This is a genomic window from uncultured Neglectibacter sp., assembly GCA_937958185.1.
Lineage (GTDB): Bacteria > Bacillota > Clostridia > Oscillospirales > Acutalibacteraceae > Acutalibacter.
Genome location: CALFFN010000028.1, coordinates 135,489 through 142,206, shown reverse-complemented (window position 1 = coordinate 142,206; position 6,718 = coordinate 135,489). Strand labels below are relative to the sequence as shown.

The 6,718-nt window shown below is 55.2% G+C and carries 11 protein-coding genes; 1 reads left to right on the top strand and 10 read right to left on the bottom strand.

Annotation, left to right across the window (positions count from 1 at the left end):
* Positions 1–126 precede the first annotated feature (126 nt).
* From AB8996_RS09830 to AB8996_RS09810, 5 genes are all read right to left on the bottom strand, one after another.
* Positions 127–666, bottom strand: coding sequence for an NUDIX domain-containing protein (locus AB8996_RS09830; RefSeq protein WP_369298804.1), 540 nt, complete (start codon positions 664–666; stop codon positions 127–129).
* Between the two features lie 15 nt (positions 667–681).
* Positions 682–1,080: an MmcQ/YjbR family DNA-binding protein gene (locus AB8996_RS09825; RefSeq protein ID WP_369298803.1), complete on the bottom strand. Its 399-nt coding sequence runs from the start codon at positions 1,078–1,080 to the stop codon at positions 682–684.
* Positions 1,077–1,505 (bottom strand): DUF3842 family protein, encoded by a 429-nt coding sequence (locus AB8996_RS09820; RefSeq protein ID WP_369298802.1) that lies wholly within the window; start codon positions 1,503–1,505, stop codon positions 1,077–1,079. Before AB8996_RS09820 ends, AB8996_RS09825 begins: the two co-directional genes overlap by 4 nt.
* Before the next feature lie 31 nt (positions 1,506–1,536).
* Positions 1,537–2,430: a YihY/virulence factor BrkB family protein gene (locus AB8996_RS09815; RefSeq protein WP_369298801.1), complete on the bottom strand. Its 894-nt coding sequence runs from the start codon at positions 2,428–2,430 to the stop codon at positions 1,537–1,539.
* Positions 2,431–2,515: 85 nt separating this feature from the next.
* Entirely contained in the window at positions 2,516–3,133 is a 618-nt protein-coding gene (locus AB8996_RS09810; RefSeq protein ID WP_369298800.1) for a hypothetical protein, read from the bottom strand.
* A gap of 21 nt (positions 3,134–3,154) precedes the next feature.
* Between AB8996_RS09810 and AB8996_RS09805 the strand changes: the two genes are divergently transcribed.
* Positions 3,155–3,340 (top strand): hypothetical protein, encoded by a 186-nt coding sequence (locus AB8996_RS09805; protein ID WP_369298799.1) that lies wholly within the window; start codon positions 3,155–3,157, stop codon positions 3,338–3,340.
* Between the two features lie 21 nt (positions 3,341–3,361).
* Here AB8996_RS09805 and AB8996_RS09800 read toward each other — a convergent pair whose 3' ends face one another.
* The 5 genes from AB8996_RS09800 to AB8996_RS09780 form a co-directional block, all read right to left on the bottom strand.
* Positions 3,362–4,012: an ABC-2 transporter permease gene (locus tag AB8996_RS09800; protein ID WP_369298798.1), complete on the bottom strand. Its 651-nt coding sequence runs from the start codon at positions 4,010–4,012 to the stop codon at positions 3,362–3,364.
* Positions 4,009–4,866, bottom strand: a complete 858-nt coding sequence (locus AB8996_RS09795; protein ID WP_369298807.1) for an ABC transporter ATP-binding protein — start codon at positions 4,864–4,866, stop codon at positions 4,009–4,011. Before AB8996_RS09795 ends, AB8996_RS09800 begins: the two co-directional genes overlap by 4 nt.
* 2 nt (positions 4,867–4,868) lie before the next feature.
* Positions 4,869–5,111 carry an AbrB/MazE/SpoVT family DNA-binding domain-containing protein gene (locus AB8996_RS09790; RefSeq protein ID WP_369298797.1) on the bottom strand — a complete coding sequence of 81 codons (243 nt, stop codon included), beginning with the start codon at positions 5,109–5,111 and terminating at the stop codon, positions 4,869–4,871.
* Between the two features lie 189 nt (positions 5,112–5,300).
* On the bottom strand, positions 5,301–5,762 hold the full coding sequence (locus tag AB8996_RS09785; RefSeq protein WP_369298796.1) for a GyrI-like domain-containing protein: 462 nt from the start codon (positions 5,760–5,762) through the stop codon (positions 5,301–5,303).
* 14 nt (positions 5,763–5,776) lie between these two features.
* A complete protein-coding gene (locus AB8996_RS09780) occupies positions 5,777–6,634 on the bottom strand; it encodes a helix-turn-helix domain-containing protein (protein WP_369298795.1) in 858 nt (285 codons plus the stop codon).
* Positions 6,635–6,718 lie beyond the last annotated feature (84 nt).

Here is a 6,718-nt window from a genome sequence, read left to right as displayed (position 1 = left end):
AAGGAAGCGAAAAACTTTTATTCCGTCCAAACTTATCGCAAAGAGACAAGTGATAGTTCCGATGCCGAAAGTTTCATCTTGTTCCGCCGCAGGGTTTTCTATGGTCTATCCATGAAAAGAAATATCTTAAAAGCCCGCTTCCTCTACGAACCGGCGGAGAATCGCAAAAAATTCTTCGTTGTTCGGTCCGGCGGGGGAGAGAATCTCCGCGCCCCTCGCCTTTTGCTCCCATTCTTCATAGGGGATCCACCTTGCGTCTGCCGTTTCCCCGGGCTGAAGCGCCACGTCCTTTGTGTCCAGCTCCCGGCGGAGACCGTAAACATCGTTGAAAAGCCAGGCTCCGTTGCCGTTCGGCTCTATCGTTTTGACCCGATAGAGGAAAACAAGCTCCTCCGGCGTGGCGTGAATGCCGGTTTCCTCCCGCAGTTCCCGCACGGCGGCAGCCCGGCTGGTTTCCCCCGCCAGTGCTCCGCCGCCGGTGTTTTCCCACATTCCGGGGTACAGCTTCTTTTCCGGGCTGCGCAGGGTGCAGAGGATCTCCCTGCTGTGGTTCACCACCACGATGATCGCGCCTAAGTGGCAGTCCCCCGGCTGCATGGGCGTTCCCCTCACGTGGAAGCGCCCGGTTTTTCTGCCGGTTTCGTCATAAATATCCCAAAGCTCCATAAAAACTGTTTCCTTTCAGGGAGAAGCGCCGGAAAGCCCCAGTTCCTCTCTCACACCCTTTGTCAGCTTATTCACCACCGTGCGGTAGCTGTGCTCCGTCATTTCCCGGATCATCTCGTCCGGCACAGAGCCGTCCAGAGGAAAGGTGTTGAAATAAGGCTGCTGCACCGGCGGGCAGTGGTACCCCCGCACCACAACGCCCGGAAAAAGCTGACGGTAAAAGTCCCCTGTGCTGCGGTCGCAGTTCAGGGTCATGCAGTCCTTTCCCCGCAGGGGGAAAATCTGAGCGAATATCCTGCCCGGGCGCTCCGCGGTTTTCCCAACCTTTACGATTACAGAATCGGGACCGAAAGGGTAATCGAGATAAGCGCCCTTTTTGGTCAGGCAGAGGGCGATGGCTTCCTGAGGGGTCATAGTGTGTTTCCCGCCTGTGTCAGGATTTCCTTTGCCTTCTGCGCCGCCAGCTTCACGTAATCCCCCAAAGACAGCTCCTCCACGCCCACCACGGTAACAGAGCAGCGGTTCACGGGGATCAGCAGCTTCTGCGCCGTGCTTTCCGAGACGGCGGCCGCCATTTTCGGGGTGATCTCCCCATATAGGGCGTTGGCGGTGATAATGCCCATGGGTCCGGCGATAATGTCCGCGTCGGCACAGTTGACTACCACAGGATTTTCCCCGGTAGCGCCTGCGTCCGCCCCAGCCTTCAGCATGGCGGCGGTGGCGGCGGAGTTGGTCCCAATGGCGATGATCCGGGCGGAAAGCCCGGCGGCTTTTAATTGAGACGTGAGCGCGGCGCCCATTTTGCCGCCCTGCCCGTCGATGACAACGATTTTTTTCATACTGAAAATATTCCTTTCCCAGGCAGGCGGCTCACTGCTTTTCCGGCAGTTCTTCCGCCCGCTCTCTCTTTTTCCGTTCCCGCGCCTTTTTCCGTTTTTTGGCTAAATTTTTCAAATCGTTCTGGATCCCGCTGGATTCCAGCCACATGCTGACCTCGGCACCCAAAAACAGGATATACATACAGAAGAACAGCCAGTACATCAGGACCACCAGTGTTGCCAGGCTTCCGTAAATGGAGAAATTGGAGAAGTTTTCCACAAACAGGGAGAAGAAAAAGGAAAACAGCACCCACCCGGCAGCGCCGAAAGCCGCCCCCGCCAGATTGTGGATAAACCTGATCCTGCGCCGGGGCAGGAAGCAGAACATCAGCGTGAAAAACAAAAACAGCAGGATAAAGCCCACCAGAGATTTGAAATTCATCAGCAGCGTGGCGAAAAACGGCGGCGAGTGCTGCAACAGGTAGTTATAAATGGTAGAGCCGAACAGCAGCAGGGCGGCGGTAAGCAGAATGACCACGGCAAAGCCCAGCACATACAGCACCGCCATTGCCCGCATCAGGAAATAGTTCCGGGTCTCCTTTACCTCGTAAATCTGGTCCAGTCCCTTGATAATGGCAATCATGCCCATGGAAGACGACCACACCGCCGTGATGATGGCGACGGGCAGCACGCCGGTGGATTCCAGCGGGCTGGGGAACAGCCCCTCCACAAAGGACGCCACCGCGTCCGGGAACAGCCCTAAAGCGGCTTCCAGAATGGGCACGCCGGAGGAAAAGTGAATGCGCTGCATCAGCGTCAGAACCAGGGCGATAAAGGGAAGAAAGGAGATGATGAGGAAAAACGCGCTGTGAGCGGCGGTGGAATCCAGCCGGTCCCTGGTGACTCTGTCCATAAACCATTTCGCGTGCTTTTTCAGCAGCTTCATCTGCATTCTCCTTTCTGAATTTTTCGCCGATCCTGCGCGGCAGATAGATATTATTTAGTATATCATAGGATCGCCCGATTTACAATCACTTTACATTTTTGTCTCTGCCCTGGAAATGAAAGAACGCCAATATCCCTATGGGGAAGAAATAGGCGCACCAGAATACAAGGGCAGCAACGCCGCCCGGGCTGGTGCTTCCGTCGGACATGCCGTGGAAAATCGTGGTCATGGGCAGGAAAAAGCAGCCGGGGAAGAATACCCCGTGGAGCGTCAGTAGAAGCTTCAGCCATTTGTCAGGGCGGCTCTTTGCCTTCAGGGACAGCCCCAGAAAAAATGTGGAAAGAGCCATGATCCCGTACCCAAGCAGGTCGTAGCTGAAAATCAGCCCGCCCCTTTTGAAGTCCAAGATCATCAGCGCCTGCTCCGTCATGTGGTCCAGCCGCACATTTGTCACCTGCGCGAAATACACCAGGAAAATCAATACGACATATATGGCGGCGAAAGCCATTCCCACATTTGCCGCGACCCGGTGCGCCTCGTCGCTTTCATTTTGAAAGCCTGCCGCCATCATGATGTACCCGATGGGCAGAAACATACAGACAAGGTATGAGCCAAAGCTGAAGTCCACCAGCAGGCATACGGCAAAAAGAAAAACTGCCGCGGTAACCATGCCCGCGCCAATTTTGGAAAGTGTTCTGTTCATCTGTATCCTCCTCTGTGATGATTGCTTGCAATTATTTTAGCACAGGAAGATTTTCCTATCAACCTGCTTTCGCGGGCTGTCAAAAATTTTGGCAGCCCGCGCGGCGGGGAACAAAAGCGCCCATTTCAAAAAAAGGATTTTCCACGAAAGCCGCCGAACTGGGAAAAACGGAAAAAAGACGCTTTCCAAAAAGAAAGCGTCCTTTGATAATGGTTCCGATACGGGCTGTCAGGAAATATCCAGCGCCTCAAAAGAATTTTGGCTCCTGCGGCAGGCAAGGGCGGTCAAAAGAAAGTAAAGGGCCGCGCCCAGAAGCAGGCAGAGAAGCTTTTCCGGCAGAAAGGCAAACAGTGGCGTGTCCAGCCTGTCTCGGACAAAGGGGACGATATGGGGCAGGGTCTCCGCAATGCCGATGCCGAGGAACATGACCACGGAGCCGATGAGGAAAGGAACGCCGACCTTATTGGGGTCCTTGTAGTGCATGGGGAAGAAAACGATGTTAAAAAGCCCCATCAGCAGAAGCCCAAAGCCCAGCAGGGCGAAATTCGCGTCCATGCCCACCACGTTGCCCTCCGGCGGGTACAGGGCGCGGAGAAAGCAGAAGGGCACGCAGAGAAGCACCTGCGCCGTCTGAAAAATGCCGCACATCAGGAAGCGGGCTTTCACCAGCTCCCGCTTTTTCACGGGCAGCAGCATGGTGTAGAAAATATCCCGGTTCTCCCGGGCGGTCATGCAGATGAAAAATGTGCCCAGGCAGGGATAGAAAAAGGTGACGGTCAGCGGGTAATTGGGGATCAGCATCATGGCGGCGAGCCCCAAAAACAAAAACCCGGTGGGGTGAGCAGCAAGGATAAATTCCTTTTTTACAAGCTGTTTCATACTGTACCCTCCCCTTCTGAAAAGCTTTTATGCTCCATGTGGACCATGATATCGCTCAAGGTTGCGGTCTGCGCCTGCGCATTGGCAGGAACAGGCAGGTTTGCCGGGAACAGTGCGGAAAAGCCCACCTTTTCCTGCTTCAAGCCGATCAGACCGGCAGTCCCCTCCGGCTTCTTCCCCTCGGGGAAGTGCAGCAGACGGTACCGCGTCTGAAATTCCCCGATATTCCCGGTAAAGGGCAGGCTGCCGTTTCGGATATAGGTGATGGAATCGGCGCATTTTTCCAGATCGGCGGTGATGTGGGTGGAGAACAGAATGGACACGCCCTCCTGCCGGACAAGAGTCAGGAAAATGTCCAGAAGCTCCTCCCGGGAGACCGGGTCCAGCCCGCTGGTGGGTTCGTCCAGCAGGAGCAGCCGGGCATGGTGGGAAAGCGCTAGCGCAAGGGAATACTTCACCTTCATGCCCGCGGAAAGCGCCGAAGGGGTTTTCTCCTCCGAAAGCTGGAACAGGGAAAGATAGCGGCGGTAGGCGGCGTCGTCCCAATCGCGGTAAAAGGCTTTCGTCACTTTTGTGATAGTCCCCAGCTTCTTGCGGGGGTAGTAGTCCACGCCGCCGGAGACGAACCCCAGCTTCTGCTTGATCTCCCATTCGTTTTGGGCGAAGGGAAGCCCGAAAAAGGTGATCTCCCCGCTGTCCGGGTGCACAAGGTTCAACAGGCAGCTGAGGGTGGTGGTTTTTCCCGCGCCGTTTCGCCCGATGAAGCCCATGATGTCCCCCTCCGGCACGGCAAAGGAAACGTCGTCCAGCAAAAAGCCCGGATAGCTTTTGCGAAGCTTTTCAACAGTCAGCACGTTCAAGGCTGTCCCTCCTCTTTCTTCGGGTTCTGTATGGCGTCTATGATAGACCCGGCGAAATTCAAATAATCGTCCGCCTTGACCATGGCGATGCCCCGCTCCTCGTCCGCCAGCAGTAACAGAGTATCCCCCGGGGAAATGGAAAACATATCCCGGATCTCCTTGGAGATCACGATCTGCCCCTTTTCCCCGACCTTCGCGGTGGCGATGGCTTTTCCTTTCGGTATTTTTGGCTGTGCCATGAAAACACCTCCTATTATAAAAAGTATGAAAAGTTATACTTATTATACCAGCGGGCAGCAAAAAGTCAAGCAAAACTTTTCCGTACAGAAAAACTCCCGCAGTCCGTTCTGACCTGCGGGAACTTTTTGACCGTGTAATTTTCGAGCTTTCCAAAACCACCCTTTGATGGGAAGTCAATGGGAAACGGCTCACAGCCGCCTGATGGGAAAGTACATATAGTTTTCCCCGGTCCGGGGGTCGGTAAAATCGTGAACGGCGCCTGCCAGGGAAAGCCCCTGCTCCTCCAGATAGCAGAGCGCCTGAGAAAAGACGTCGCCGCCGTCGCATTTTACCCGGATATATTCATACCCGGGCACGACCCATTTTGTCCAGCCGGCAGGGGACTCGGCGTCGTCCCGGCATTCCGCCCCGGCGAGGTACAGCCCCTGTTCAAAATTTTCCCAGGGCTGAAAGGAGCGGGAAAAATCGGACATCGCTCCCCAGATACCTATGAGCTTCCCGTTTTCGTCCTTCTTTGCCAGCGGTTCAATTTCCGGGAAGCGGGAGTTTGCGGCGTCCCACAGCTTTTGAATGAACCCGGCTCCGTCCAGGGTAGAGCCCTCTTTGCCAATGACGGTAAAGGCTTCTTTTTTGCATTGTTCCAGTTCCATGTTGTTTCCTCCTGTTATTTTCTGCGGACAGGGAGCCATATTTCAGCGTAATAGTTTTCGTCGGCAGTCCCCTTTGGGTATTTTGCGGGGTCGTCGTACAGCTCCACACAGTACCCCGCGGCAAATTCATAGTCCCGCAGCGCCGGGAGCCACTCGGAAAATATCCTGATGTTGGTGCTTTGCAGGGAATGGGACAGCGCCCCCCGGCAGGGGAAGACCGCCCAGGTAAAGGCGGGAATGGCCTTTACCACCGTTCCTGCGGGAAGCTCCAACCCAGGGTCGTAAAGGTCGGCGATCAGATATTCAAAGGTCTCGTGCCCCATTTCAGGGTCAATATTGACCCCGAACCTTCCGAGTATTTCTTTTCCCTTTCCTGAGGCGAAATGCTCCTCCCAAAACAGGGGGATATCCTGCTTTGCCGTGGAATAACGGAACACCCTTGACACTCCGCAAACGGAAAAGGCTTCCTTTTTGACCATTCGGTACTCCATGCCGCACCCGCCCTTCAGGGAAACTGCCAGCTTCAGCGGCGGGAAGGCTTTGACCGCCGCATTTTCCCGGCGCACTGCCAGGGGGCTGCTTCCGTGGAAGCGGGTAAAGGCTTTTGCAAAGCTGTCGGGGGAATCGTATCCGTACCTCATGGCAAGCTCCGTCACGGTGGCGCCGGTGGCAAGCAGGTCTTCCCCTGCCCGTGCCATTCTGCGGCTGCGGACATATTCCATCACGGAATAGCCGCACAGAAGGCTGAACCCCCTGTGAAAATAAAAGGGGGAAATAGCAACGTGCTCCGCCACATCGGAAAGGGTGATATCCTCGGTGAGGTGACTTTCCATGTAGCTTACCGCTTCGCTGACCGCCTTTGTCCAATCCATGGCAATTCCTTTCCGCTGTAAGCAAAGTATATCCTGAAGTTATCACATTGTCCCGACTTTCCTTGCTTTCTTTTGTCGGGGCAT